The 23,149-nt window shown below is 73.6% G+C and carries 22 protein-coding genes; 6 read left to right on the top strand and 16 right to left on the bottom strand.

Annotated elements, in window-relative coordinates:
- Positions 1 to 290 precede the first annotated feature (290 nt).
- The 6 genes from ABZT03_RS31445 to ABZT03_RS31420 all read right to left on the bottom strand — a co-directional run bounded on the left by ABZT03_RS31445 (position 291) and on the right by ABZT03_RS31420 (position 7,516).
- A complete protein-coding gene (locus ABZT03_RS31445; protein WP_356045702.1) occupies positions 291 to 1,118 on the bottom strand; it encodes an ECF transporter S component in 828 nt (275 codons plus the stop codon).
- Positions 1,115 to 2,797 (bottom strand): ATP-binding cassette domain-containing protein, encoded by a 1,683-nt coding sequence (locus ABZT03_RS31440; RefSeq protein ID WP_356045700.1) that lies wholly within the window; start codon positions 2,795 to 2,797, stop codon positions 1,115 to 1,117. The genes ABZT03_RS31445 and ABZT03_RS31440 overlap by 4 nt, the downstream gene beginning before the upstream one ends.
- Entirely contained in the window at positions 2,794 to 4,083 is a 1,290-nt protein-coding gene (locus ABZT03_RS31435) for an energy-coupling factor transporter transmembrane component T (protein ID WP_356045698.1), read from the bottom strand. Before ABZT03_RS31435 ends, ABZT03_RS31440 begins: the two co-directional genes overlap by 4 nt.
- Positions 4,073 to 4,726 carry an SCO2322 family protein gene (locus ABZT03_RS31430; protein ID WP_356045696.1) on the bottom strand — a complete coding sequence of 218 codons (654 nt, stop codon included), beginning with the start codon at positions 4,724 to 4,726 and terminating at the stop codon, positions 4,073 to 4,075. Before ABZT03_RS31430 ends, ABZT03_RS31435 begins: the two co-directional genes overlap by 11 nt.
- Entirely contained in the window at positions 4,723 to 5,976 is a 1,254-nt protein-coding gene (locus ABZT03_RS31425; RefSeq protein WP_356045694.1) for a prenyltransferase/squalene oxidase repeat-containing protein, read from the bottom strand. The genes ABZT03_RS31430 and ABZT03_RS31425 overlap by 4 nt, the downstream gene beginning before the upstream one ends.
- 514 nt (positions 5,977 to 6,490) lie before the next feature.
- Complete coding sequence (locus ABZT03_RS31420; RefSeq protein WP_356045692.1) at positions 6,491 to 7,516, bottom strand: MBL fold metallo-hydrolase; 1,026 nt, start codon at positions 7,514 to 7,516, stop codon at positions 6,491 to 6,493.
- A gap of 185 nt (positions 7,517 to 7,701) precedes the next feature.
- Between ABZT03_RS31420 and ABZT03_RS31415 the strand changes: the two genes are divergently transcribed.
- Together ABZT03_RS31415 and ABZT03_RS31410 are read left to right on the top strand one after the other, a co-directional pair.
- Positions 7,702 to 9,159: an aldehyde dehydrogenase gene (locus ABZT03_RS31415; protein ID WP_356045690.1), complete on the top strand. Its 1,458-nt coding sequence runs from the start codon at positions 7,702 to 7,704 to the stop codon at positions 9,157 to 9,159.
- Positions 9,160 to 9,162: 3 nt separating this feature from the next.
- Positions 9,163 to 9,435 (top strand): ferredoxin, encoded by a 273-nt coding sequence (locus ABZT03_RS31410; RefSeq protein ID WP_356045688.1) that lies wholly within the window; start codon positions 9,163 to 9,165, stop codon positions 9,433 to 9,435.
- A gap of 27 nt (positions 9,436 to 9,462) precedes the next feature.
- On the opposite strand, the gene ABZT03_RS31405 is transcribed toward ABZT03_RS31410, so the two are convergent.
- From ABZT03_RS31405 to ABZT03_RS31395, 3 genes are read right to left on the bottom strand one after another with little or no spacing between them, the layout of a single operon-like run.
- Positions 9,463 to 9,840 carry a hypothetical protein gene (locus tag ABZT03_RS31405; protein ID WP_356045686.1) on the bottom strand — a complete coding sequence of 126 codons (378 nt, stop codon included), beginning with the start codon at positions 9,838 to 9,840 and terminating at the stop codon, positions 9,463 to 9,465.
- Positions 9,837 to 10,040 carry a hypothetical protein gene (locus ABZT03_RS31400; protein ID WP_356045685.1) on the bottom strand — a complete coding sequence of 68 codons (204 nt, stop codon included), beginning with the start codon at positions 10,038 to 10,040 and terminating at the stop codon, positions 9,837 to 9,839. Before ABZT03_RS31400 ends, ABZT03_RS31405 begins: the two co-directional genes overlap by 4 nt.
- A 43-nt stretch (positions 10,041 to 10,083) precedes the next feature.
- Positions 10,084 to 10,719 carry a TetR family transcriptional regulator gene (locus ABZT03_RS31395; protein WP_356045683.1) on the bottom strand — a complete coding sequence of 212 codons (636 nt, stop codon included), beginning with the start codon at positions 10,717 to 10,719 and terminating at the stop codon, positions 10,084 to 10,086.
- Between the two features lie 208 nt (positions 10,720 to 10,927).
- Between ABZT03_RS31395 and ABZT03_RS31390 the strand changes: the two genes are divergently transcribed.
- Genes ABZT03_RS31390 through ABZT03_RS31380 form a run of 3 tightly spaced genes read left to right on the top strand, consistent with a single transcriptional unit; the run spans position 10,928 to position 14,186 of the window.
- A complete protein-coding gene (locus tag ABZT03_RS31390) occupies positions 10,928 to 12,373 on the top strand; it encodes a glycosyltransferase family 4 protein (protein ID WP_356045681.1) in 1,446 nt (481 codons plus the stop codon).
- Positions 12,367 to 13,119 (top strand): methyltransferase domain-containing protein, encoded by a 753-nt coding sequence (locus ABZT03_RS31385; RefSeq protein ID WP_356045679.1) that lies wholly within the window; start codon positions 12,367 to 12,369, stop codon positions 13,117 to 13,119. Before ABZT03_RS31390 ends, ABZT03_RS31385 begins: the two co-directional genes overlap by 7 nt.
- Positions 13,116 to 14,186: a prenyltransferase gene (locus ABZT03_RS31380; RefSeq protein ID WP_356045677.1), complete on the top strand. Its 1,071-nt coding sequence runs from the start codon at positions 13,116 to 13,118 to the stop codon at positions 14,184 to 14,186. The genes ABZT03_RS31385 and ABZT03_RS31380 overlap by 4 nt, the downstream gene beginning before the upstream one ends.
- Before the next feature lie 116 nt (positions 14,187 to 14,302).
- Here the strand turns inward: ABZT03_RS31380 and ABZT03_RS31375 are convergent, their stop codons facing one another.
- From ABZT03_RS31375 to ABZT03_RS31350, 6 genes are all read right to left on the bottom strand, one after another.
- Complete coding sequence (locus ABZT03_RS31375; protein WP_356045675.1) at positions 14,303 to 14,593, bottom strand: hypothetical protein; 291 nt, start codon at positions 14,591 to 14,593, stop codon at positions 14,303 to 14,305.
- A gap of 132 nt (positions 14,594 to 14,725) precedes the next feature.
- Positions 14,726 to 15,736, bottom strand: a complete 1,011-nt coding sequence (locus tag ABZT03_RS31370; RefSeq protein WP_356045673.1) for an LLM class F420-dependent oxidoreductase — start codon at positions 15,734 to 15,736, stop codon at positions 14,726 to 14,728.
- A gap of 123 nt (positions 15,737 to 15,859) precedes the next feature.
- Positions 15,860 to 16,693: a hypothetical protein gene (locus tag ABZT03_RS31365; RefSeq protein WP_356045671.1), complete on the bottom strand. Its 834-nt coding sequence runs from the start codon at positions 16,691 to 16,693 to the stop codon at positions 15,860 to 15,862.
- A 164-nt stretch (positions 16,694 to 16,857) separates the two neighbouring features.
- Positions 16,858 to 17,829, bottom strand: a complete 972-nt coding sequence (locus tag ABZT03_RS31360; protein WP_356045669.1) for an N-acetylmuramoyl-L-alanine amidase — start codon at positions 17,827 to 17,829, stop codon at positions 16,858 to 16,860.
- Positions 17,830 to 17,839: 10 nt separating this feature from the next.
- The gene (locus ABZT03_RS31355) at positions 17,840 to 18,502 is read right to left on the bottom strand and encodes a class I SAM-dependent methyltransferase (protein WP_356045667.1); all 663 of its coding nucleotides are present in this window, start codon (positions 18,500 to 18,502) and stop codon (positions 17,840 to 17,842) included.
- Positions 18,503 to 18,661: 159 nt separating this feature from the next.
- Positions 18,662 to 20,425 carry an MFS transporter gene (locus ABZT03_RS31350; RefSeq protein ID WP_356045665.1) on the bottom strand — a complete coding sequence of 588 codons (1,764 nt, stop codon included), beginning with the start codon at positions 20,423 to 20,425 and terminating at the stop codon, positions 18,662 to 18,664.
- Between the two features lie 250 nt (positions 20,426 to 20,675).
- On the opposite strand from ABZT03_RS31350, the gene ABZT03_RS31345 reads away from it, so the two are divergent.
- On the top strand, positions 20,676 to 22,097 hold the full coding sequence (locus ABZT03_RS31345) for an MFS transporter (protein WP_356045663.1): 1,422 nt from the start codon (positions 20,676 to 20,678) through the stop codon (positions 22,095 to 22,097).
- A 164-nt stretch (positions 22,098 to 22,261) separates the two neighbouring features.
- On the opposite strand, the gene ABZT03_RS31340 is transcribed toward ABZT03_RS31345, so the two are convergent.
- On the bottom strand, positions 22,262 to 22,894 hold the full coding sequence (locus ABZT03_RS31340) for a response regulator transcription factor (RefSeq protein WP_356045725.1): 633 nt from the start codon (positions 22,892 to 22,894) through the stop codon (positions 22,262 to 22,264).
- Between the last annotated feature and the right edge of the window lie 255 nt (positions 22,895 to 23,149).

Below are 23,149 nucleotides of genomic sequence, written 5' to 3'. Positions count from 1 at the left end.
TGGCGGGGGGCGTACGTAGGCGCCGCGGCCCAGGTGGGCGGTCGGCGCCGAACGACGTGCTCCAGAGAAACAGGTTGGCGAAGTGCCCGCAAACACCCCTTTTGCTAGTTGTGGTCGTACCCGGCGGGTGGGGGGGCTGTGTGACGTGGCTCTCAAAGCGCAGGTCGGCGCGGGTAATGGCAGGATCATGTCAATCCGATTCGGCTACGACGCGGCATCGTAGGTGACCTGCGTCATGTGGGGTGGTTCACCGTTGGACCGCTTCCTGGTGACGGTCGGCGTACGCCGTCTCACCCAGGGGTGCCGTCGAAGGTGACCGGCGTCTCGAACGCCGCCCGGCGCGTGGCCCGCCGCAGCGCCCTCAGTACCGCCGGGCCGGCGACGAGCGTCAAAAGCACGGTGACCAGCGCCCGCCCCAGGTCCCAGCCGAGTGAGGTGGCCAGGCAGTACGCGAGGAAACGGGCCAGGTTGGCGGGGACCGCCGCGTCCGGGTGGAAGGCGATGTTCGAGGCGTTCTCGCCCATGAAGGGCCAGCCCGCCAGGTTCATCACCGTCCCGTAGGCGAAGGCGGCCAGGAAGCCGTACGCGGCGAGGAGCAGCAGCTCGGCCCGGCCGCGCAGCCGGTCGGGGCCCGGGAGCAGGCCCGCGCCCATCGTGAACCAGCCCATCGCGAGCATCTGGAACGGCATCCAGGGGCCCACCCCGCCCGTGAGCAGCGCGGACGCGAACATCGTGACCGAGCCGAGCACGTAGCCGAACCCCGGGCCGAGCACCCGCCCGCTCAGCACCATCAGGAAGAACATCGGCTCGATGCCGGCGGTCCCGGCGCCGATCGGGCGCAGTGCCGCGCCGGTGGCGGCCAGCACGCCGAGCATCGCGACCGCCTTGGGACCGAGGCCCGACTCGGAGATCGTCGCGGCGACCACCGCCACCAGCAGGATCAGCAGCCCGGCGAACAGCCAGGGGGCGTCCTGCGCGTGGGCGCTGACCTGGGAGGCGGGCGGGGCGAGGAACGGCCAGGTCAGGGCGGCCAGGCCGACGGCGCTGACCAGGGCGAGGGCGGCCAGTGAACGCGCGCCGAGACGGACGGCGCGGGCCTGCGGAGTGCGGGCGGTCATGCCAGCGCCTTCCTCACCTGCGCGACGGTGAGCCACTTCTGCGGGGCCAGGATCTTGGTGACCTGCGGTGCGAAGGAAGGGGAGGCCACCACCACGTCGGCGGTCGGCCCGTCGGCGATCACCTCGCCGTCGGCGAGGAGGACCACCCGGTGGGCGAGTTCGGCGGCCAGTTCCACGTCGTGCGTGGCCAGCACGATGGCGTGCCCCTCGGCGGCGAGACCGCGCAGGATGCCGACGAGCCGGCCCTTCGCCGCGTAGTCCAGACCCCGCGTCGGCTCGTCGAGCAGGAGGAGCGGCGGCCGGGCGGTCAGCACGACGGCCAGCGCGAGGGTGAGCCGCTGCCCCTCGGAGAGGTCGCGCGGATGCGTGCCGTCGGCGATGCCGGGGAGCAGACCGGACACCAGGGCCCGGCAGGTGCCGGCGGCCGCGCCCGCGTCCCGGTCGGCCTGGGCGCACTCGGCGGCCACCGTGTCGGCGTACAGCAGGTCGCGCGGTTCCTGCGGTACGAGTCCCACGCGGCGGACGAGGTCGGGGGGCGCCGTGCGATGCGGTACGGCGCCGGTAACCCGTACCGAACCGGCGGCGGGTTCCACGAGCCCGACCAGCGCGGACAGCAGCGTGGACTTGCCGGCGCCGTTGCGGCCCATCAGCGCGATCGTCTCACCGGGCGTCACGGTCAGGTCCACGTGCCGCAGCGCCTGGACGCGGCCGCGCCGGACGGCGAGGGAACGGACGTCGGCCGCGTGCGCGGGGGAGGGGGCGTCGGCCAGGGAGCGGCGGCGCGGCCACCGGCGGGCGGGGGCGGGGCGGCGGGCGAGGGGCACGGCCGGGGTCGCGGGGCCGTGGGCGTCGGGTGCGGGGGCCGCCGCCAGCCGTTCGCGGAGGGCCGGTGCCCGGCGCCGGGCGTCGCGGACCGTCAGCGGCAGGGGCGACCACCGCGCCAGCCGGCCCAGCTCCACCACCGGCGGGCACACCGGGGAGACGGCCATGACGGCGGCCGGAGCGCCGAGCACCGGTGCCGCGCCCGGGGACGGCAGGAGGACGACCTGGTCGGCGTACTGGACGACGCGTTCCAGGCGGTGTTCGGCCATGAGGACCGTGGTGCCGAGGTCGTGCACGAGACGCTGGAGGACCGCGAGGACCTCCTCCGCCGCGGCCGGGTCCAGGGCGGACGTCGGCTCGTCCAGGACCAGGACACGGGGGTGCGGGGTGAGGACGGACCCGATCGCCACGCGTTGCTGCTGGCCGCCGGAGAGCGTGGAGATCGGGCGGTCGCGCAGACCGGCCAGGCCCAGGAGGTCGAGGGTCTCCTCGACGCGGCGGCGCATCACGTCCGGCGCGAGGCCCAACGACTCCATGCCGTAGGCGAGTTCGTCCTCGACGGTGTCCGTGACGAAGTGCGACAGCGGGTCCTGGCCCACCGTGCCGACGACGTCGGCGAGTTCCCGCGGCTTGTGGGTGCGGGTGTCGCGGCCGGCCACCGTGACACGGCCGCGCAGGGTGCCGCCGGTGAAGTGCGGGACGAGACCGCTGACCGCTCCCAGCACCGTCGACTTGCCGACCCCGGACGGGCCGACGAGCAGGACGAGTTCACCTTCCGGGACCTCGAAGTCGACGCCCCGGACGGTCGGTTCGGGCACGCCGTCGTACGTCACGGAGACGTTCTCGAAGCGGATCACGACGGCTCCTTGGGTGAGGGGCTGCCGGCCAGGAGGGAGGCGGTGGGCCTGGCGGGCGCCGCGGGGACGGGCGGTGCGGCCCGGCCGGGGGCCGGTACGGCGAAGGCGGGGAGCAGCCCGACGAGCACCGCCGCCGCCGGCCACAGGGGCAGGGCGGGGGCGACGAGCGGCACCACACCGGGCTGCAGGGCCGCCGGGTCGCGGGCGGCGGCCAGGGCCAGCAGCGCGGCGACCGCGATACCGGACCCGGTGACCAGCCAGGCCCGCGCGTCCCACCGGTCGGGGCGGTAGCGGGTGCGCGGGGAGCGGCGGCCGCCGAGACGCAGACCGGCGAGGGCACAGACCAGGCCGGCCAGGACGAGGGGCAGGCCGTAGGTTCCGCCGGCCGCGGTCAGCACGCCGTACGTTCCGGCGCAGACGCCGAGCAGACCGCCCAGGGTGAGGGCGGCGGTCGTACGGCGGACCGCGGGCGGCACGTCGGCGGTGCGGCCGTAGCCGCGGGCGTCCATCGCGGCGGCGAGGGCCACCGAACGCTCCAACGCGCCCTCCAGGACCGGGAGTCCCACGTGCAGCAGGCCCCGCACCCCCCGGTCCGGGCGTCCGCGCAGACGGCGGGCGGCACGCAGGCGCCGCACGTCGGCGACGAGGTGCGGGGCGAAGGTGAGGGCCACGACCACCGCCACACCGGTCTCGTACAGGGCGCCCGGCAGCGACTTGAGGAGCCGCGCCGGGTCGGCGAGGGCGTTGGCGGCGCCGACGCAGACGAGGAGCGTGGCCAGTCTCAGGCCGTCGTAGAGCGCGAAGACCAGGCCCTCCGCGGTGACCCGGCCGCCCAGGCGGATGCCCTGCGCCCAGTGGGGGAGCGGGACTTCGGGAAGCGTGAGGAGCACGTGCGTGCCGGGGATCGGGGAGCCGAGGACCACCGCGAAGCCGAGCCGGACCGCGAGCACGGCCAGGGCGAGCTTGACGAACGCGCCGTAGGAGCGGGCGGCGGGGGTGTCGGGGCGGTGGGTGGCCACGACGTAGGCGGAGGTGGCGACGAGCAGGGCGAGAACGAGGGGGTTGGTGGTGCGGGTGGCCGCGGTGCCGAGGGACAGCGCCCACAGCCACCAGGCACCGGGGTGCACGCGCACCCCGGACCGGCCGGCTCGCGGGGCCGGCCCGACGCGGCCCGCGCGCTCGACCCGGCCGGGTCGTCCCGCCTCTCCCGCCTGTCCGGCCCGTCCCTGGCGCGGCAGTTCGACGCCGGGCGATCCGGGCTCGCGCCGCCTCCGCCTACGGCGCATTCCGGCGCCGCCTCGCCTGCCATGCGGCCGCGCCGCCGAGCACCGCCACCACCGCGCCGCCGGCGAGCAGTCCCAGCGAGGGGCCGTCGTCGTGCGCGGCGGAATCGCGCCCGCCGCTCCCGGTCCCGCTGTCGCTTTTGCCGTCCGCGCTCACCTGCTCGCCGCAGCCCGTCCTCGGGTAGCCGGAGATCGCGCACAGCAGGGCGTTGGTGTCGTAGCGCAGCGGTTTCGCCACCGAGGCCAGGGCCTCGGCGGTCGTGGCGTCCGGCGCCACCCGCGCGCAGGCCGTCCGCGCCCGGGGCGGGGTCTCCCCGGACGGGGCGTCCGCCGGCGTACCGAAGTCGACGACCAGAGCCACCCGCTTGCGGCCGTCCGCCGCGGGCGTGCCCGCGCAGACCGACGCGAAGTCGGCCCTGCCGCGCGGCTGTACCGAGTCGCCGGAGTCCTCGCTGACGGAGAAGCGGAAGCCCTGGACGTCACCGTCGGCGGGACGGGTGGTCGACGGGCCCTGCGTGGCGTAGGTCCAGTGGCCGCCGGTGCGGTCCCAGAAGGACCAGTAGCGGTAGCCGGCGGCCCGCGCCTGGGCCGCGTTGCCCAGCAGGAGGACGGCGAGGAGCAGTACGGCGGCGCGGCGGCGGGTCACGGCTTCCGCCGCCGGTTGCGGCCGCTGATCAGGAAACCGATGCCGATACCGGCGACGAGACCGACGCCGATGATCCACCAGACGCTCGGGGAGGAGCCCTTCTGCTCCTTCTTGTCGGCCTTGTCGGCCTTGTCGCTGTCGGCGCCGCTCCGGCCGGTCTGCCCGTCCGCCGACCGCGGGGCCGGGCCGGTGGCGTTCAGCCGTGCGACGAGGTCGGTGCCGCCGAAGTCACGCGGGTCGGTGCCCGTCGCGTGGGCCGCGAAGACGAGCTGGGCGTAGGCGGCCGGACCGCTCTGCCGGGCCCAGGCGGCGGAGTTGCGCTCCAGCCACCGCAGCGGCTTCGCCGCCTGCCCCGCGCCGCCCTGGGCGGCGAGCGCGACGACGGCGTCGGCGGTGTTGCCGTAGTCGGGCTGGTCGGTGGAGCCGGGCATGGCGGACGTCAGGTGGCCGGTCTTCGCGACCGCGCCGGCCAGGTAGGAGGCGCCGTTGGCGGCGGCCTGCCGCGGGGTCGGGTTCCCGGAGCCCGCGCAGTCGCCGTCCGTCTTCCGGCCGGCCTCGACGACCATGCCGAGGCCCAGGGCACCGACCACGCCCGCCGCCGTGGCGTCCGCGTTGGCGGCGAGCTCGCCCGCCTTGCCGGGCTGGAACGCGAAGGCACCCGCCCCCGCCCCCTTGCACGGCAGGGCGAACGCCAGCAGGGCGTCATACGCCGAGTTGCCGCCCTTCTCGACCTGCGCGGGCTTCTCGCCGACGGCGGTCAGCGCGCCGACGACGACGGACGTCGAGTTGGTGTCGCTGGCGCCGCCGGGCGCGTAGCCCCAGCCGCCGTCCTTGTTCTGCACGGACTTCAGCCACGCGACGGCTCTGGCGGTCTCGGCGTCGTGTCCGCCGAGCGCGGCGAGGGCCTGCACGGCGGCGGCCGTGTTGTTGGAGTCGACCGGCAGCTTGGCGTCACACGCCTTGGCGGTGTCGGCGCGGAAGGGGGCGAACGCCCCGCTCGCGCACTGCTGCCCGGTCAGCCAGGTGACGGCCTCCGCGGCCGGCTTCACCCCGGCGGTGTGCTGGGCGAGCAGCGCGAGGGACTGGCGCCAGACGCCGTCGTACTGCGGGTTCGCGCTGCCGTACAGGCCCGGGGGCAGCGCCGGGGACGACGGCGAGGCGGACGGGGACGGGTCGGCGGCGACGGCGGGCGAGGCCGCGCCGATCACGGCTGTTGCGGCCAGAACCGCGGCACTGCGGCGGACGTTCATGATCGGCGGGTGCCTCTCTCCTGTGATGCCCGGTGCGCCCCCGGGGCGCCGGCGCCGGACCGGCGCCCGCTCGGGGCCGACGGGCCTTCGCGCGTTCGCCGCCTCGACGCCGGCACGCCCTTCGGCGCACCGGGTGCAGCGGAGCCGGGCAGCACGGGACATCCCGGCGGCTCGGCTCCGTAGACCTGGACGGTGCCGCGCACCGGCCTGCTGCCGGTACGCGTGTGCCGGTCACGTCCGCACGGGGCGATCCGGCTCACCGTCTCCGGCGAACGGTTCACGGATGGGGGTACCTCCCAGGCCCTCAGGGCACTGGGGGAGGGCCGGCGCCGGAATTGCACCGGCTTTCCCCCGTACGGTCGTGATGACGACCCGGCTACTCTACCGGCCCGTAGGAACCGCCCGAGGGGCGGCTGTGCGGCACCCCGCAGCGCTCCGCCGCCCTCTTCCCAACTCCCCACCAGGCATGGAGCGATCACCCCGCCCGGAGCCGGGCGAGGGCGCGACCGGGCCGCTACACCGCGACGTACGTCACCGGACCGCTCTCCGGCACCGCCTCCGCCCGGCCCAGTTTGACCAGGCGGCGCAGATGGGCCTCCGCCTCCGAGACGGCGATGGTGCGGGAGCCGTAGGGGATCTGCTCCCAGGGGCGGTTCCACTCCATGCGCTCGGCGAGCTGCCAGGGGGTGAGGGGCTCGGCGAGGAGGCTGAGCAGACCGGTGAGGCGGTCCTCGTGGTGGATGAGCAGCTCGCCGACCCGGGAGGCGACGTCGGTGAAGACGTGCTGGTGGGCGGGGAGCACCTCGGCGGGGGCGAGGCGGCCGACGCGCTCCAGGGAGTCGAGGTAGTCGCCGAGCGGGTCGGTGACGGTGGCGTCGTCGGGGTCCTCGTACAGGCCGATGTGCGGGGTGATGCCGGGGAGCAGGTGGTCGCCGGAGAACAGCCGTCCGTGGCCCGGGAGTCGGGCGGGGTGCTGCTCCTCCAGGTGGAGGCAGACATGGCCCGGGGTGTGACCCGGGGTCCAGATGGCGCGCAGGCGGCGGCCCGGGAGGTCGAGCAGTTCGCCGGGGACGATCTCCCGGTCCGGGAGGGCGGGGGAGAGGCCGGGCAGGGTGCTGGGGCGGGCGGCGCGCAGGGGGGCCACATGGCTCTCGGGGGCGCCGGCGGCGGTGAGTTTGGCGGTCATGTAGGCGAACCACCGCCCGGGGCCGGTGGAGCGGGCCCGCCGCACGAGGGCCGCGTCGGCCGCGTGCATCGCGATCCACGCGCCGGACGCCTCACGGACGCGGCCCGACAGGCCGTGGTGGTCGGGGTGGTGGTGGGTGATGACGACACCGTGGATCTCGCCCGGCGCCGTGCCGCAGGCGGTCAGTCCCTCGGCGAGGGTGTCCCAGGAGGCCGGGTCGTCCCAGCCGGTGTCGACGAGGACCGGGCCGCGGTCGGTGTCGACGACGTAGACGAGGGTGTGGCCGAGGGGGTTGTCCGGGATGGGGACCTCGATGGACCGTACGCCGCCGCCGTGGTCGTGCACCTGCGTCATGGGCTCCCCAATCGCCGCGTTCCGGCAACTATAACTAGAACGAGTTTCGATGGGAGCCCGAGCCGACCTTCCCGTCGGGCGTCCGGTGCGTGGACTCCGGCGAACGGAACTGGTATCAGTCTTCGTATCCGAGAATCTGATGGATCGTCAGAGAGTGGCCGCAACGGCCCCGGGAGGCAGTCGCCATGACCGAGCTCGTGGAACACGGACAGCTGTTCATCGGCGGGGAGTTGACCGACCCCCTGGGCAAGGACGTCATCGAGGTGATCTCCCCGCACACCGAGGAGGTCATCGGACGGGTCCCGCACGCCTCGACCGCGGACGTGGACCGGGCGGTCGCCGCCGCCCGCCGCGCCTTCGACCAGGGGCCCTGGCCCCGGATGACCCTCGACGAGCGGATCGGGGTCGTCACCCGCATCAAGGACGCCATCGCCGTACGGCACGAGGAGATCGCCCGCGTGATCTCCTCCGAGAACGGGTCGCCGTACTCCTGGAGCGTCCTCGCGCAGGCCCTCGGCGCGATGATGGTGTGGGACGCGGCGATCACGGTCGCGCGCGGCTTCACCTACGAGGAGCAGCGCGCCGGCGTCCTCGGCCGGATCCTCGTGCGGCGCGAACCCGTCGGGGTGGTGGCGGCCGTGGTGCCGTGGAACGTCCCGCAGTTCGTGGCCGCCGCCAAGCTGGCGCCCGCGCTGCTCACCGGCTGCACGGTCGTGCTCAAGCCGTCGCCGGAGTCGCCGCTGGACGCGTACATCCTCGGCGAGATCGCCCGCGAGGCGGGCCTGCCCGAGGGCGTGCTCTCCATCCTCCCGGCGGACCGCGAGGTGAGCGAGTACCTGGTCGGGCACCCCGGCGTCGACAAGGTCTCCTTCACGGGCTCGGTCGCGGCCGGCCGCCGCGTGATGGAGGTCGCCTCCCGCAACCTCACCCGCGTCACCCTGGAGCTGGGCGGCAAGTCGGCCGCGGTGGTCCTGCCGGACGCCGACCTCGCCACCGCCGTCCCCGGCATCGTCTCGGCGGCCTGGATGAACAACGGGCAGGCGTGCGTGGCCCAGACCCGCATCCTGCTGCCCCGCTCCCGCTACGACGAGTTCGCCGACGCCTTCGCCCAGGCCGCCGGCGCGCTGGTGGTCGGCGATCCGCTGGACCCGGCGACCCAGGTCGGCCCGCTGGTGGCCAGGCGCCAGCAGCAGCGCAACCTCGACTACATCCGCATCGGCCAGGAGGAGGGCGCGAAGATCCTGACCGGCGGCGGCCGGCCGCCGGGCCTGGACCGCGGCTGGTACGTCGAGCCGACCCTCTTCGGCGACGTGGACAACTCCATGCGGATCGCCCGCGAGGAGATCTTCGGCCCGGTGATCTGCCTGCTCCCCTACGGCGAGGAGTCCGAGGCCGTGCAGACCGCGAACGACTCCGACTACGGGCTCAGCGGCAGCGTGTGGACGGCCGACGTCGAGCACGGCATCGAGGTCGCCCGCCAGGTCCGTACCGGCACGTACTCCGTGAACACCTTCAGCCTCGACATGCTCGGCCCCTTCGGCGGCTACAAGAACTCCGGCCTGGGCAGGGAGTTCGGGCCCGAGGGGTACGGCGAGTTCCTGGAACACAAGATGATCCACCTCCCGGCCGGCTGGGAGGGCTGAGCGATGGGGGTACCTCCCGCGCGAGCGCGGCCGGGCGTGGGGGCGGGCGACCGCTGGCAGGTCGAGGTCGACCGCTCCCTCTGCATCGGCTCGGCCCAGTGCGTCCACCACGCCCCGGACGGCTTCCGCCTGGACACCGCCCGTCAGTCCCACCCGGTCGAGCCGGAGCCCGGCGCCAGCGAGAAGGTCCTCGCGGCGGCGGAGAGCTGCCCGGTGGAGGCCATCATGATCTCGCTGCTGGGGAGCGGGGAGGCGGTGTTTCCGCCCGAGGAGTGAGCCTCGGGCGGGAGGTGCGGGTGAGCCTCAGCGCCAGGAGGCGATCGTCCGGGCGACGTCTCGCAGGTCGGCTTCCTGGGCGCGGATGGCGCCGGCCAGTAGGTGCACGTCCGCGGCCTTCGGGTCGATCGGGTCGCCCGATGCCTCCATGTACAGCGCGGCGCAGGCCCAGCCGATGACGGCGTTGTAGTCGGCGAACGGGTGGAGCAGCAGGGCTGTGTGGAAGAACGTGGCCGCCCGGGCGGCTGGCTCCTCGTAGAAGAGCTGGCCGTGAGGTTGCTCGAACAGGTGCCGCTTGGCCATGGCGTCGAGCGCTCCCCAGTCGGAAATGGGGGTGTTGACAGGGGAAACGCGAGTCTGGACCTCGAGGATCCAGCCGGCGTCGACCTGGATGACCGGACTCAACGCTGGCCCTCCGGCATGTCCTTGAAGACGTCCAGCGCGAAGGCGACGGCCGTGTCGACGTTCTTCAGGAATGCCGCCCGCTGGGCGTCCGCGAGGATGATGTCGTGGGCGTGGGCTCGCATGGACTTGCCCAGCGAGGCGGCGTGCGCCTTGGCCTCGGCCAGTTCTTCCTCGGTGAACTCCACTGTGATCATCGGCATGCGGTCATGCTAGCAGCGCTGAAATCGATGGTAGTAGCAACTGTCAATCGTCGGTTGACGTCAGGTCGATCAGCCGGCACACCGTCTCGATGTCGATCTTCACCTGGGCGATCGAGGCGCGCCCCGAGAGCCAGGTGATCAGGGCCGAGTGCCAGGTGTGCTCGATGACGCGGACCGCGGAGAGCTGCTCGGGGGTGGGGTCGTCCAGGCCCATGGCGTCCAGGATGATCACCGTGGTCTGGCGGGAGACCTGGTCGACCTCGGGAGAGACGCTGCGGTCCGCGAAGGTCAGGGCGCGGACCATCGCGTCCGCGAGATGCGGCTCGCGCTGGAGCGCGCGGAAGGCCCGCATCAGCGTCTCGGCCACCCGCTCGGCCGCCGTGTCGCCGCTCGGCGGCTTCTTGCGCAGCGTGCCGTGCATGTGCTGCAACTGGTCCTGCATGGTGGCCACCAGCAGATGCACCTTGGACGGGAAGTAGCGGTACAGCGTGCCGAGCGCGACCTGCGAGGACTCCGCCACCTCACGCATCTGCACCGCGTCGAACCCGCCCCGGCTGGCCAACTGGGCACTGGCGTGCAGGATGCGGCGCCGGCGCGCCTCCTGGCGCTCGGTGAGCGACGCCGAGGCCGTTCGCGCGGTACTGGCTTCCACCTTGGCCACCTTGGCTTGCGCGGGCATGGATCTCGTTCCGTGACGGTCGGTGAGGGCTGGTGATCACACAGCATGGCAGGGCCCCCGCCGTGGCGTGAATCACCTGATCCACTGCTCACGGTGCCCCTACCTGCCGGTAGATTCAGAGCCTCCTGAACGATCAAGTCTGAAACTTGTTCTAGATTAGCGTCCCGGCGTAATCTCGCGGGACAGTGCAGGCAGAAGGGGGCTCAGAGTGACCGCTGAGGCCAGTCAGGCGGGGTCCCCGGACGACCTCGCCGCAGACGGCGAGCGACCGCTCCGCATCGCACTCCTCACCTACAAGGGAAACCCGTTCTGCGGCGGCCAGGGCGTCTACGTCCGGCATCTCTCGCGTGAACTCGCCCGCCTCGGCCACCGGGTGGAGGTGATCGGCTCCCAGCCCTACCCCGTCCTCGACGAGGGCTACGACGGCCTGAGCCTCACCGAACTGCCCAGCCTCGACCTCTACCGGCAGCCGGACCCCTTCCGCACGCCGGGCCGCGGCGAGTACCGCGACTGGATCGACGCGCTGGAGGTCGCCACCATGTGGACCGGCGGCTTCCCCGAGCCGCTGACCTTCTCGCTCCGCGCCCGCCGCGAACTGCGCGCCCGCCGAGGCGACTTCGACGTCGTGCACGACAACCAGACGCTGGGTTACGGCCTGTTGGGCGACGTCGGCGCGCCGCTGGTCACCACCATCCACCACCCCATCACCGTGGACCGCAAGCTGGACCTGGAGGCGGCGTCGGGCCGCCGGCGCAGGCTGTCCGTGCGGCGCTGGTACGCCTTCACGCGGATGCAGAAGCGCGTCGCGCGCCGCCTGCCGTCGGTGCTCACCGTCTCCGGCACGTCCCGGCAGGAGATCATCGACCACCTGGGTGTACGTCAGGACCGCGTCCACGTCGTCCACATCGGCGCCGACACCGACCTCTTCTCGCCGGATCCCTCGGTCGCGCGGCTGCCGGGCCGGATCGTGACGACGTCCAGCGCCGACGTGCCGCTCAAGGGCCTGGTCCACCTCGTCGAGGCGCTCGCCAAGGTCCGCACCGAGCACTCCGACGCCCACCTCGTCGTCGTCGGCAAGCGGCCCGTGAAGGGGCCGGTCGCGCGGGCGATCGAGCGCTACGGCCTCGAAGGCGCCGTCGAGTTCGTGAAGGGCATCTCGGACGCCGAACTCGTCGACCTGGTGCGCTCGGCCGAGGTCGCCTGCGTGCCGTCCCTGTACGAGGGCTTCTCGCTGCCCGCCGCCGAGGCCATGGCGACCGGGACGCCCCTGGTGGCCACGACCGGCGGGGCGATCCCGGAGGTCGCCGGCCGGGACGGCGAGACCTGCCTCGCGGTACCGACCGGGGACGCCGGGGCGCTGGCGGCGGCACTGAGCCGACTGCTGGCCGACCCGCAGCTTCGGGCACGGCTCGGCGCGGCCGGACGCCGGCGGGTGCTGGAGCGGTTCACCTGGGCCCGGGCCGCCGAGGGCACGGTGGCCAGGTACCGGGAGGCGATCGCCGGGGCCGCGGGCGCCTCCGCCGCCCCCGCGCAGGACGCCCCCGCGACCCCGGCGCAGGAGCACCCGCAGACCCGGGCGCAGGGCGCGGCGGACGCCGCCGCCGCACACGTGACAGACGTCGATTCCAACCGCGAAAGCAGGGCCACGTGCTGACCGTCGACTTCTCCCGGTTCCCGCTCGCCCCGGGCGACCGTGTCCTGGACCTCGGATGCGGTGCCGGCCGGCACGCGTTCGAGTGCTATCGACGGGGTGCCCAGGTCGTGGCCCTTGACCAGAACGGCGAGGAGATCCGCGAGGTCGCGAAGTGGTTCGCGGCGATGAAGGAGGCCGGCGAGGCCCCGGCCGGCGCCACCGCGACCGCGATGGAGGGCGACGCGCTCGCGCTGCCCTTCCCCGACGAGTCCTTCGACGTCGTCATCATCTCCGAGGTGATGGAGCACATCCCCGACGACAAGGGCGTGCTCGCGGAGATGGTCCGGGTGCTCAGGCCCGGCGGCCGCATCGCCGTCACCGTCCCGCGCTACGGCCCCGAGAAGGTCTGCTGGGCGCTGTCCGACGCCTACCACGAGGTCGAGGGCGGCCACATCCGCATCTACCGCGCCGACGAACTCCTCGCCAAGATGCGGGAGTCCGGCCTGCGCCCCTACGGCAGCCACCACGCGCACGCGCTGCACTCGCCGTACTGGTGGCTGAAGTGCGCGTTCGGTGTCGACAACGACCGCGCCCTGCCGGTGCGGGCGTACCACAAGCTGCTGGTCTGGGACATCATGAAGAAGCCTCTGGCGACCCGGGTCGCCGAGCAGGCGCTGAACCCGCTGATAGGCAAGAGCTTCGTGGCGTACGCGACCAAGCCGCACCTGCCGGCACTGGCCGGGTCCCCCGAGGCGGCCACCAAGTGACCACGCCCCGGACAGAACACCTCGTCCTGCCCGGGGTCCTCACCGCCGAGCAGGCCGCCGCGACCGTCCGCGGCATCCTCGCCGTGCAGCGGGAGGACGGCGCCATCCCGTGGTTCCGGGGCCACCATCTCGACCCGTGGGACCACACCGAGGCCGCCATGGCGCTGGACGCGGCGGGCGAGCACGAGGCCGCCGAGCGGGCCTACGACTGGCTGGCGAGGCACCAGAACGCGGACGGCTCCTGGTACGCGGCCTACGCCGACGGCGACTTCGCCGACGTCACCGACCGGAGCCGCGAGACGAACTTCGTCGCGTACATAGCCGTCGGCGTCTGGCACCACTACCTGTCGACCGGCGACGACACGTTCCTGGACCGGCTGTGGCCGGCGGTGTTCGCGGCGACCGAGTTCGTGCTGCGGCTGCAGCAGCCCGGCGGGCAGATCGGCTGGAAGCGGGAGGACGACGGCACGGACACCGCGGACGCCCTGCTGACCGGTTCGTCCTCCGTGCATCACGCGCTGCGCTGTGCCCTCGCCATCGCGGAACAGCGTGAAGAGCCGCAGCCGGACTGGGAGTTGGCGGCGGGTGCGCTGCGGCACGCGATCCGCAGGCACCCCGAGCGGTTCCTCGACAAGGACCGCTACTCGATGGACTGGTACTACCCGGTGCTCGGCGGCGCGTTGACGGGCGCGGAGGCCAAGTCCCGTATCGAGGAGGGCTGGGACCGCTTCGTCGTCCCGGGTTTCGGCGTGCGCTGCGTGGTTCCCAACGCGTGGGTGACCGGCGGGGAGTCGGCCGAACTGGCGCTGGCCCTGTGGGCGGTGGGGGAGTCCGACCGGGCCCTGGAGATCCTCCAGGCGATCCAGCACCTGCGCGACGCGGAGAGCGGCCTGTACTGGACGGGCTACGTCTTCGACGACGAGGCCCTGTGGCCCCTCGAACTGACCACGTGGACGGCGGGTTCGCTGCTGCTCGCGGTCGCCGCCCTCGGCGGCCACGAGGCGACCTGCACGGTGTTCGGCGGCGACCGGCTGCCGCGCGGCCTGGACCCGGACTGCTGCGGCTGAGCGCCCGGGGGGAGGCGCTCAGCCGCAGCGGCCGGCGGCCGTCACGCGGCGGCCATCGGTGAGGGTCCTGCGGTCCGGCCCCCCGACGGTCGTCGAGGGGTGGCCGGCGTTCCCGGTCAGTGGCGGTGCATCCGGTTGGCGATGGCGTGGCCGATGAACAGGTAGACCACGGCCGCCAGACCGTAACCCGCCACGACCCGCGCCCAGGCCTCGTCGAAGGTGAACAGGTCACGCGACCAGCCGGCCAGCCAGGCTGCCGCGTCGTGGACGAACTGCACCAGGTCGTTGGCCCGGTTGGCGTCCAGCAGATACATCAGGATCCACAGTCCGAGGATCACGGCCATGATGTCCGCGACGACCGCGATCACCGTGCCTGCGGAGTTGGAGCCGCTGCGATAAGGGGACATGCCTTTCGGATGGCCCCGAATCCCTGTTTGAAACCGGGAGTGTTCCTCCTCCCGTCCACACGTTCTCACCCGTTCCCACGTAGTGCCTTCACCCGGGGAGACGACCGCCCCGTGTCCTTTGCCGCCGGCCGCTCAGGAGTTGAGCTCGGCGAGCACCCGCAGGGTGTGCGGGTCGGGAGACAGGGCGAGCAGGTCGGTGACCGGCCCCTTGCGCCACAACTCCAGCCGCTCCGCGATGCGTTCGCGCGGACCTACGAGGGAGATCTCGTCGGCGAACGCGTCCGGCACCGCGAGCACGGCCTCCTCCCGGCGGCCCTCCAGGAACAGCCGCTGCACCCGGCGCGCCTCCTCCTCGTACCCCATCCGGGCCATCAGGTCGGCGTGGAAGTTGCGCGCCGCGTGCCCCATGCCGCCGATGTAGAAGCCGAGCATGGCCTTGACGGGCAGCAGACCCTCGGCGACGTCGTCGCAGACGGTGACCCGGGCCATCGGGGCGACGAGGAAGCCGTCCGGCAGGCTGCCCAGGGACGCCGTGTACACCTCGGGCCGGCTCGGCGACCAGTACAACGGCAGCCAGCCGTCGGCGATCCGGGCCGTCTGGGCGACGTTCTTCGGTCCCTCCGCGCCGAGCAGGATCGGCAGGTCCGGACGCAGGGGATGGGTGATCGGCTTCAGCGCCTTGCCGAGCCCGGTGCCGTCCTCGCCGCGGTAGGGGTGCGCGTGGAAGCGGCCGTCCAGCTCGACGGGTCCTTCGCGCCGCAGGACCTGCCGTACGACGTCGACGTACTCCCGGGTCGCGGTCAACGGCGACCTCGGGAACGGGCGGCCGTACCAGCCCTCCACGACCTGCGGGCCCGACAGGCCGAGGCCCAGCCGCATCCGGCCGCCGGACAGGTGGTCCAGGGTCAGCGCGTGCATCGCGGTCGTGGTGGGCGACCGGGCCGCCATCTGCGCGACCGCCGTGCCCAGCCCGATCCGCGAGGTCCGCGCGGCGATCCAGGTCAACGGTGTGAAGGCGTCGGAGCCCCAGGACTCCGCGGTCCACACGGAGTCGTAGCCGAGCCGCTCCGCCTCCAGCGCCAGCGGCACATGGTCCGCGGAGGGGCCGCGCCCCCAGTAACCGAGTGCGAGCCCGAGCCGCATGACGCCTCCACTGGTCTGACGGTAGGTCAGGTACGGGGTGCGGGGCTGCGACTGTACGACAACGGCCCCTCGCCCGGAAGGGAGAGGGGCCGTTCACGAGGCCGCGCGGAACGGGCGCGGGGCTCAGCCGCGCTGGATGCCCGAGGTGTCCTGGAGCACGCCACGACGGCCGTCCTGCGTCTGCGCGACGAGCGCCTGACCGCGCTGCTCGACCGCCAGGTACCAGGTACCGGGGGCGAGTTCGGCGATCGGCGTCGACGAGCCGTCCTCCGCGAACAGCGAGCGCTGCACCGGCACGGCGAACCAGAACGGCGAGAACTCCGGGGCCGGCGGCTGCGCCTGCTGCGGCTGGCCGCCGTAGGGCTGCCCGGCCGGCGGCTGTCCGCCGAACGCCTGCGGCTGCCCGGGCTGTCCCTGCGGCCCCGGCTGCGGGGCACCCGGGTAACCGTAACCACCCTGCGGCTGACCGCCGTAGGGCTGCGGAGCGGCAGGCCGGGGGGCGGGGACGAGGGGGGCCTGGAGGGCGGGGACGAGCGGGGTGGCGACGGCGGCCGCCGCCATGATCAGGGTGGCGATCAGCAGGAGGATCAGGCCGACCCCGGCGTCCAGGGTGTCGCTCGCGCCGTCGAAGTTGTTCGTCGCGCTGGCCGGGTCGAAGACGTTGCCGAGCGCGCTCCACGCTGCGAAGACCGTGAACGCGACGCCGAACTGGCCGAGGTCGAGGCCGGCCACCTTCGGCACCTGCGGCAGGCCGCGGGAGACGACGACGAGCGCGCCACCGATGAGGCCGGCGAGTACCACGCTCAGGAGGATCGGACCGCTCGCCCAAGCGCTGGGGAAGTCGAGTCCGTCCGGGACCCCGTCGGCCGAGTAGATGTCGAGGAACGACGCGATCAGGAGCAATACCGCTGCTCCGATCACCACGCCGTCGCCTCGAGTGAGGGAGCGGATATTCACTTCAGGTCCTTCGTCAGTCGTCTCGTCGTCGGCACAGCTGGAGGCGTCGCTGTCACCATGTCGCCGTGAGGCCCCCATGTGAAGCGCGGGGTAGGCCCCTTATCGCACGGACGACCCTATCGTCCGCACGATCACGCCGTAAGCCGGGATCAGCGCGTGGACCACTACCCGCGCAGGAAACTCACGATTCCCTCAGAGATCCCCTGCGCCGCCTTCTGCCGCCAGGCACCACTGGTCAGCAGTGCCGCGTCCTTGCTATCGCGCATGTTGCCGCACTCGATGAACACCTTCGGAACCGTTGACAGATTGAGACCGCCGAGGTCCTTCCGCGTGACGAGACCGGTGCCGTCGCCGACGTAGTTGGAGGGCGCGCTGCCCGTGACGCGGACGAAGCTGCCGGCGACGCGCTCGCCGAGGTCGCGGGAGGGCGCGACGATCGAGCGGGTGTCCGCGCCGCCCGCGTCCAGCGAGCCGGGGAGGATCACGTGGAAACCGCGGTCGCCCGCCGCCGCACCGTCGGCGTGCACCGACACGACGGCGTCCGCGTGTGCCTTGTTGCCGATGCGGGCCCGCTCGTCCACGCACGGTCCGTACGCGCGGTCGCCGTCCTGTGTCAGCTTCACCGTGGCCCCCTGCCGTTTCAGCAGGGTCCGCATCCGGTGCGCCACGTCGAGCGTGAACCGGGCTTCGCTGTAACCGGAGTTGGTGGAGGTGCCGGTGGTGTCGCACTCCTTCCGGTTGGTGCCGATGTCCACCTTGCGGTTGATCTCGGCCGTGTGCCGGAAGTTGTCGGTGTTGTGGCCGGGATCGATGACGACGACCATCCCCCTGAGGGGACCCGGGCCACCGGGAGCGGAGGACTTCGGCGCGGGGGACGCCGGCTTCGGGGAGGCGGCGGACGTCGCGGACCCGCTCGGCCGCCCGTCGCCACCGCCCTTGGCGTCGGCGCCGGGGGTGCCGGACGTGCCGGGCGCCCCGGCGGAGCTGCCGGGGTCCGTGCCCGAGCCGTCCCGTGCGTCGTACACCACCCACCCGATCAACGCCCCCGGCACCAGGACCGCGAGGGCGAGGGCCAGCGGGCGGAGCCGGGAACGGCGGGGCTGGGGAGGATCGAAGTCCGGGCCTGCGTACGACACGTCAGCGACTCTAACCGCGCCCTCGGATCCCCGCCCCCGTTCGCCGCAGCACGCGCAGCGAGTCGGTCGCCGAGACCTCGGTGAACGCGCCGGAGTCCAGGGCGCGGAGGTAGACACGGTAGGGGGCCTGACCGGTGAACTCGTCCACCGGGTCCGGGAAGACGTCGTGGATGACGAGGAGGCCGCCGTCGGCCACGTGCGGTGCCCAGCCCTCGTAGTCGGCGGTGGCGTGCTCGTCGGTGTGGCCGCCGTCGACGAAGACGAGCCCGAGCGGGGTGCCCCACACCCGCGCCACCTGCGGCGAGCGCCCGACCAGAGCGACCACGTGCTCCTCCAGGCCCGCCGCGTGCAGCGTGCGGCGGAAGGTGGGCAGCGTGTCCATCAGGCCGAGGGCGGGGTCGACCGTCTCCGGGTCGTGGTACTCCCAGCCGGGCTGCTGCTCCTCGCTGCCGCGATGGTGGTCGACGGTGAGGGCGGTGACGCCGGCCGCGCGGGCCGCGTCGGCGAGCAGGACGGTGGAGCGCCCGCAGTAGGTGCCGACCTCCAGCAGCGGCAGCCCGAGCGCGCCGGCCTCGACGGCCGCCGCGTACAGCGCGAGCCCCTCACCGGCGGGCATGAACCCCTTCGCCGCCTCGAACGCGGCCATGATCTCCGGTGCGGGTGCCGCGGGCATGCGGGTCCTCTCGGTCGTACGCGCGCGGGTGCGGGCGTGGGGGGGCAGGTGTCCGGCGCCCATGCTGCCGCACCCCCGGCCGCCGGGGCGACAGGGGGTGCGGGTCGCGGGGACGCCGAGGTCACCGGGCGGGTGCGCCCGGGTCGCCCGACGGACGCGTCAGGCGGAGACGGTCTCGCTCGGCAGGGACAGGTCCACGTCGACCGGCTTGTCGTCGCCGGCGTGGGTGGCCGCCGAGGCGAGCGGGGAGTGGCCGGTGGCCTTTGCGGCCAGGACGTAGGGGCCCTGCGCGGGCACGGCGAGCGCGTAGCTGCCGTCCTCCGCGGAGAGCGTCGCGCCCGCCTGGCGGCCGCGGCGGTCGATCAGGGTGACGTTGGCGCGGGCGACCGGAGAGCCGCCGGCGTCCAGGACCCGGCCGCGGAAGCCCCCCCCGGTCTCGGCCTCGCCCGAGGACGTCAGCGCGGACGCGCGCTCCAGGGCGGCGTCCTCCTCGCTGCTGGCGCGCAGCTGAGGCCGGGTCGCCGGACGGGTGCGGGGCAGCAGCAGCGCCATCAGCAGTCCGACGGCGACCGCGCCCGTCGCGATCAGGAAGGAGACCCGGAAGCCGTGCATGGTCGGGATCGCGACGCCGTTCACGTGGTTCGCGGTGTTGGCCAGCACCATGCCGATGACGGCGCTGGAGACCGACGTGCCGATGGAACGCATCAGGGTGTTGAGGCCGTTGGCGGCGCCGGTCTCCGAGGCCGGGACCGCGCCGACGATCAGCGCGGGCAGCGAGGAGTACGCGAGGCCGATGCCCGCGCCGAGGACCACCGCGATGACCAGGCTCTGCCAGGCGGCGCTCATCAGGCCGAGGCCGGCGCCGTAGCCGATGGCGATGATCAGCATGCCCAGGATCAGGGTGACCTTGGGGCCGTACTTCGCCGACAGCCGGGCGTAGACGGGCGCCGTGAACATCATCGTCAGGCCGAGCGGTGCCACGAGCAGGCCCGCGGAGACCATCGACTGGCCGAGGCCGTAGCCGGTCGACGTGGGCAGCTGGAGCAGCTGCGGCAGGACGAGCGAGACGACGTAGAAGGAGACGCCGACCATGATCGAGGCGAGGTTGGTGAAGAGCACCGCGGGCCGGGCCGTGGTGCGCAGGTCCACCAGCGGGGCCTTGATCCGCAGCTCCATCACGCCCCACAGGACGAGGACGACCGCGGCGGCGCCGAACAGGCCGAGCGTGGTGCCGGAGGTCCAGCCCCAGTCGCTGCCCTTGGTGATCGGCAGCAGGAAGAGCACGAGGCCGGCGGACAGGCCGACCGCCCCGAGGGCGTCGAAGGTGCCCTCGGCGCGCATCGGGGACTCCGGGACGACCAGGAGGGTCAGGACGATGGAGAGGATGCCGAGGCCGGCGGCGCCGTAGAACAGGGCATGCCAGTCGGCGTGCTGCGCGATCAGCGCGGCGAGCGGCAGGGCGAGGCCGCCGCCGACGCCGATGGAGGAGCTCATCAGGGCCATCGCCGAGCCGAGCTTCTCGCGCGGCAGCATGTCCCGCATCAGGCCGATGCCGAGCGGGATGGCGCCCATCGCGAAGCCCTGGAGCGTACGGCCGGCGATCATCGGGAGCAGGGTGCTGGTGAACGCGCTGACCAGCGCGCCGACCACCATCACCGAGAGGCTGGCTATCAGCATGCGGCGCTTGCCGTAGAGGTCGCCGAGGCGCCCCATGATCGGCGTGGCCACCGCACCGGAGAGCAGGGTCGAGGTCAGGACCCAGGTGGCGTTGCTCGGTGCGGTGTCCAGCAGCTGCGGCAGGTCCTTGATCACCGGGACGAGCAGGGTCTGCATCACCGCGACGACGATGCCCGCGAAGGCGAGCACCGGGACGACGGTCCCGCTCGCTCTGCCGGTGGGACGTTCGGTCGGCGTGTGCATCATGGGTGGGGGCCTCCAGGCCGGGGATCACAGGAGATCGAGGGAACGTGGGCATCCGTGCGGGATACGTGCAAGCTGAACCCGTGCGCCCGGGCAACTATTCCGATGCTTTGGCATACTAACGATTTCTTTATCTTCTCTTGGGGAAAGGGCTCTCACCTGCGCGGCCGCTTACCGCCGGTAGCCGCCCGCCGGACCGGCCCGAGGTCCTACGCCCACATCCCGATGCAAGGAGCGTCGGCGGGTTGAGAGCATGACCCCCATGCTCGAAGCCGCCGACGTCACCCGCACGCCCCGCCGCCTCGCGCCCCCCACCTGGCTGGTGGTGGCGCTCGCCTGCGCCGGACAGTTCCTCGTCGTGCTCGACATCTCCGTCGTGAACGTCGCCCTGCCCTCGATGCGGACCGGCCTCGACATGAGCGCGTCCGGGCTCCAGTGGGTGGTGAACGCCTACGCCATCGCCTTCGCCGGGTTCATGCTGCTCGGCGGCCGGGCCGGTGACCTCTACGGCCGCAAGCGGATGTTCCTGGTCGGCCTCGGCCTCCTGGCTTCGCTCGGCGGCGGGCTCGCCCAGGAGGGCTGGCAGCTGCTGCTCGCCCGGGCCGTGCAGGGACTCGGCGCGGCGGTCCTCGCCCCCTCCACCCTGACCATCCTCACCTCCGCGGTACCGGAGGGCCCGGCCCGCGCCCGGGCCATCGCGACCTGGACGGCGGTCGGCGCGGGCGGCGGCGCGGCGGGCGGCCTGGTCGGCGGGGCGCTGGTCGAGGGCCTGTCGTGGCGGTGGGTGCTGCTGATCAACGTGCCCGTCGGCGCGGTGGTGCTGGCCGGCTCGGCGAGGTGGCTCGCGGAGAGCCGCGCGGGCGACCGGCGGCGGCTCGACCTGCCGGGCGCCCTGCTGGTCACGGCGGGACTGGCCACCCTCGCCTACGGCATCTCCCAGACCGCGGCCGAGGGCTGGACGGCCGCGGCCACCCTGGTGCCGCTGTGCGCCGGACCGGCGCTGATCGCCCTCTTCCTCCTCGTCGAGACCCGTACGGCGGCTCCGCTGATGCCCCTCGGAGTGCTGCGGGTGCGGGCGGTGGCGTCGGCGAACGTCTCGATGTTCCTGTGCGGCTCCGCGATGTTCAGCATGTGGTACTTCATGACGCTCTACAGCCAGAACGTCCTCGGCTACTCACCGCTCGACGCCGGACTCGCCCTGGTGCCCAGCTCCCTGGCCGTGGTCCTGGGCTCCAAGCTCGCGCCCAGGTTCCTGCCGGTGGCCGGCGCGCGCACGCTGGCGGCGCTCGGGACGCTGGTCGCGGCCGTCGGGTTCGCCTGGCAGTCGAGGATGACCGCGGACGGCGGCTACCTGACCACGATCATGTTCCCCGGAATCCTGATGATGCTGGGCGCCGGGCTCGCGGCGACCCCGCTGGCCGCCCTGGCCACCTCGGGCGCCGCGCCGGGGGAGGCCGGCCTGGTGTCCGGGCTGGTCAACACCTCCCGCACGATGGGCGGTTCACTCGGACTCGCCGTCCTCTCCACGATCGCGGCGACGCGCTCCGCCGGCAGCGACAGCCCCGAGTCCCTCACCGAGGGCTACGCGCTGGCGTTCCGCACGGGGGCCGGCCTGCTGCTGGGCGGAGTGGTGCTGATGCTGTTGTGGCTGCCGAGGAAGGTCTCCTCGACCTGAGGCGTTGGCGACCCGAGGATTCGCGCGACGGGCGGAGGTGGCGGGCCGGTGCCGGAGGGTGCGGGTGCCGGGCTGGTGGCGGTGGTGTGCCGGTGGGGGTGCCGTGCCGGTGGCCGCGGTGACGTCGGCGACGGTGGGTGGACGGGTGGACGGCTGGCCCGAGGTCAGAGCCACCCCTGCTGGCGGGCCTCCCGCATCGCCTCCATGCGGTTGCGGGTGCCCGTCTTGCCGATCGCGGAGGACAGGTAGTTGCGGACCGTGGACTCCGACAGGTGGACCCGGGCCGCGATGTCGGCGACCGTCGCGCCGTCCGCCGACGCCTTCAGCACGTCGCACTCACGGACCGTGAGAGGGCTCGGACCCGCGCTGAGCGCGGCCGCCGCGAGCGCCGGGTCGATCACCGTCTCCCCGGCCAGCACCCGCCGTACGCAGGCGGCCAGTTCCTCCACCGGGCCGTCCTTGACCAGGAAACCGGCGGCGCCCGCCTCCATCGCCCGGCGAAGGTAGCCGGGTCGCCCGAACGTGGTCAGGATCAGGACCCGGCAGTCGGGGACCTCCTCGCGCAGGTCGGCCGCCGCGTCCAGACCGCTCCTGCCCGGCAGTTCGATGTCGAGGAGAGCGACGTCCGGGCGGTGCAGCAGCGCCGCGTCCACGATGGCGTCCCCCGCCGCGACCTGGGCCACGACCTCGATGTCCGGCTCCATGCCGAGCAGCAGCGCCAACGCGCCGCGCATCATCCCCTGGTCCTCCGCGAGCAGCACCCTGATGGACTTGGCGGGCCGGTGATCCCGGGGCATCTCGTCGTTCACGGCGCAAGGGTAGGCCGCGGGACGGCCCGGCGCCGGGCAGGACGGGCAACCCGCCCCGTCCCGCTCACACCGGCTGCCTGAGACCGCCCCCGACGGCCGGCTCATCCGGGCTCGTGAGACCCGCCACGTCCGTCGGCTCTGCCGAGGCCGCCACGTCCGTCGGCTCTGCCGAGGCCGCCACGTCCGTCGGCTCTGCCGAGGCCGCCACGTCCGTCGGCTCTGCCGAGGCCGCCACGTCCGTCT

This window comes from Streptomyces sp. NPDC005574, assembly GCF_040605435.1.
Taxonomy (GTDB): Bacteria; Actinomycetota; Actinomycetes; order Streptomycetales; family Streptomycetaceae; genus Streptomyces.
This window is presented reverse-complemented; position numbering and strand designations above follow the sequence as displayed.

Bases quoted from the DNA above. Each gene is read 5' to 3' on its own strand.
- ABZT03_RS31395 (WP_356045683.1), bottom strand. From the start codon at position 10,719: ATGCCCGCGCAAGCCAAGGTGGCCAAGGTGGAAGCCAGTACCGCGCGA.
- ABZT03_RS31420 (WP_356045692.1), bottom strand. From the start codon at position 7,516: ATGACGCAGGTGCACGACCACGGCGGCGGCGTACGGTCCATCGAGGTC.
- ABZT03_RS31350 (WP_356045665.1), bottom strand. From the start codon at position 20,425: ATGATGCACACGCCGACCGAACGTCCCACCGGCAGAGCGAGCGGGACC.
- ABZT03_RS31370 (WP_356045673.1), bottom strand. From the start codon at position 15,736: ATGCGGCTCGGGCTCGCACTCGGTTACTGGGGGCGCGGCCCCTCCGCG.
- ABZT03_RS31340 (WP_356045725.1), bottom strand. From the start codon at position 22,894: ATGCCCCGGGATCACCGGCCCGCCAAGTCCATCAGGGTGCTGCTCGCG.
- ABZT03_RS31445 (WP_356045702.1), bottom strand. From the start codon at position 1,118: ATGACCGCCCGCACTCCGCAGGCCCGCGCCGTCCGTCTCGGCGCGCGT.
- ABZT03_RS31345 (WP_356045663.1), top strand. From the start codon at position 20,676: ATGACCCCCATGCTCGAAGCCGCCGACGTCACCCGCACGCCCCGCCGC.
- ABZT03_RS31375 (WP_356045675.1), bottom strand. From the start codon at position 14,593: ATGTCCCCTTATCGCAGCGGCTCCAACTCCGCAGGCACGGTGATCGCG.
- ABZT03_RS31410 (WP_356045688.1), top strand. From the start codon at position 9,163: ATGGGGGTACCTCCCGCGCGAGCGCGGCCGGGCGTGGGGGCGGGCGAC.
- ABZT03_RS31435 (WP_356045698.1), bottom strand. From the start codon at position 4,083: ATGCGCCGTAGGCGGAGGCGGCGCGAGCCCGGATCGCCCGGCGTCGAA.
- ABZT03_RS31400 (WP_356045685.1), bottom strand. From the start codon at position 10,040: ATGCCGATGATCACAGTGGAGTTCACCGAGGAAGAACTGGCCGAGGCC.
- ABZT03_RS31355 (WP_356045667.1), bottom strand. From the start codon at position 18,502: ATGCCCGCGGCACCCGCACCGGAGATCATGGCCGCGTTCGAGGCGGCG.
- ABZT03_RS31415 (WP_356045690.1), top strand. From the start codon at position 7,702: ATGACCGAGCTCGTGGAACACGGACAGCTGTTCATCGGCGGGGAGTTG.
- ABZT03_RS31425 (WP_356045694.1), bottom strand. From the start codon at position 5,976: ATGAACGTCCGCCGCAGTGCCGCGGTTCTGGCCGCAACAGCCGTGATC.